The sequence below is a fragment of the Streptomyces sp. NRRL S-495 genome (assembly GCF_000966955.1).
GTDB lineage: Bacteria > Actinomycetota > Actinomycetes > Streptomycetales > Streptomycetaceae > Kitasatospora > Kitasatospora purpeofusca.
The window spans coordinates 1-1,702 of record NZ_JZWY01001313.1; the positions used below are offsets into that span (position 1 = coordinate 1).

1 protein-coding gene is annotated in these 1,702 nt (G+C 79.0%); it reads right to left on the minus strand.

Annotation, left to right across the window (positions count from 1 at the left end):
* The coding region (locus VR45_RS41400; protein WP_045945148.1) for a beta-ketoacyl reductase at positions 1-1,702 on the minus strand (1,702 nt) is incomplete at both ends.

Consider the following 1,702-nt stretch of genomic DNA (forward strand, 5'->3'; position numbering starts at 1 on the left):
TCGCCAGGGCAGCAGCCGCTGCTGGGGGTCGATCGCGGGGGCCTCGCGCGGCGGGATGCCGAAGAACTCGGCGTCGAACTCGCCGATGCCGTCGAGGAATCCGCCGTGCCGGGAGTAGGAGGTGCCGGGCCGGTCGCGGTCGTCGGGCGAGTACAGGGAGTCGAGGTCCCAGCCCCGGTCGGCCGGGAACTCGGTGAGCGCGTCGACGCCGTCGGCCACCAGCCGCCAGAGGTCCTCCGGCGAGGCGACCCCGCCGGGGTAGCGGCAGGCCATGCCGACGATGACGATCGGATCGGTCCCGACGGCCGCGCCGGGGGCCTGGGCGGCCGTCCGGTCGCCCTGCGGGTCGGCGTCGGCCGCGCCCCACAGTTCGTCCGCCAGCCAGTCCGCGAGCGCGGCTGGCGTGGGGTGGTCGAAGACGGCGGTCGCGGGCAGCCGGCGGCCGGTGACCGCGCCGAGGCGGTTGCGGAACTCCACGGCCGTCAGCGAGTCGAAGCCCTGCTGCTGGAAGGCCCTGGCCGGGTCGACGGCGTCCGCCGAGCGGTGCCGCTGCACGGCGGCGGCCTCGGCCCGGACGACGCCGAGCAGGCTGCGGCGGCGCTCGGCGGCGGGCAGCGCACCGAGCCGGGCGACCAGGTCGGCCTCGGCGGCGGCGCCCTGGTGGGCCGGACCGGCCGCGCCCTCGCGGGGCAGCAGTTCGACCACCAGGCGCTGGTCCCGGCCCCGGAACAGGGCCGCCCAGTCGACATCGGCGACGACCAGGTGGCTCTCGCTCTGGTCCAGCGCGGCGCCGAGCAGTTCGACGGCCTGCGTGGGCGGCAGCGAGGCGAGCCCGTGCCGGAGCAGCTGCCGCTCGGCGCCGTCGGCGGCGATGCCCGCGCCCGCCCAGTGGCCCCAGGCGATCGAGGTGGCGGGCAGTCCGGCGGCCCGGCGCTCGGCGGCGAGGGCGTCCAAGTAGGCGTTGCCGGGTGCGTAGTTGGCCTGGCCGGGGATGCCGGCGACGCCCGCGAGCGAGGAGAACAGCACGAACGCGGTCAGCGGCAGGTCCGCGGTGAGCTCGTGCAGCAGCCGGGCGGCGCCCGCCTTGGCGCGCAGGGCGGCGGCGAGCCGGTCGGCGCCGAGGGTGGGGAGCAGGCCGTCGTGCAGGGCGGCGGCGGTGTGGACGACCGCGTTGAGCGGCAGTTCGGCGGGGATCCCGGCGAGGACGGCGGCGAGCTGCTCGCGGTCGGCGACGTCGGCCGCGGCGAAGCTCACCCGGGTACCGAGGGCGGCGAGTTCGGCCTCCAGGACGGCGGCCCCGGGCGCCTCGGCGCCGCGCCGGCCGACCAGCAGCAGGTGCTCGGCACCGCGCGCGGCCAGCCAGCGGGCGACATGGCCGCCGAGCGCGCCGGTGCCACCGGTGATGAGGGTGGTGCCGCGCGGCTCCCAGGGCCGGTCCGCCGGGGCGGACGGCGCGGCGGGGGCCAGCCGGCGGGCGAAGGCGCCGGCCGGGCGCAGCGCGAGTTCGCTCTCCCGCTCGGGCGAGCGGTCGGTGATCAGGGCGGCGGCCTGCTGCCAGGTGTGCCGGTCGGGCTCGGCGGGCAGGTCGATCAGGCCGCCGTGGAGGGCGGGCTGCTCGGCGGCCAGGATCGCGCCGAAGCCCCAGGTCAGGGCCTGCTCGGGGGCGGTGACGGGGTCGGTCGCGGCGTCGGCGGGCCCGGGG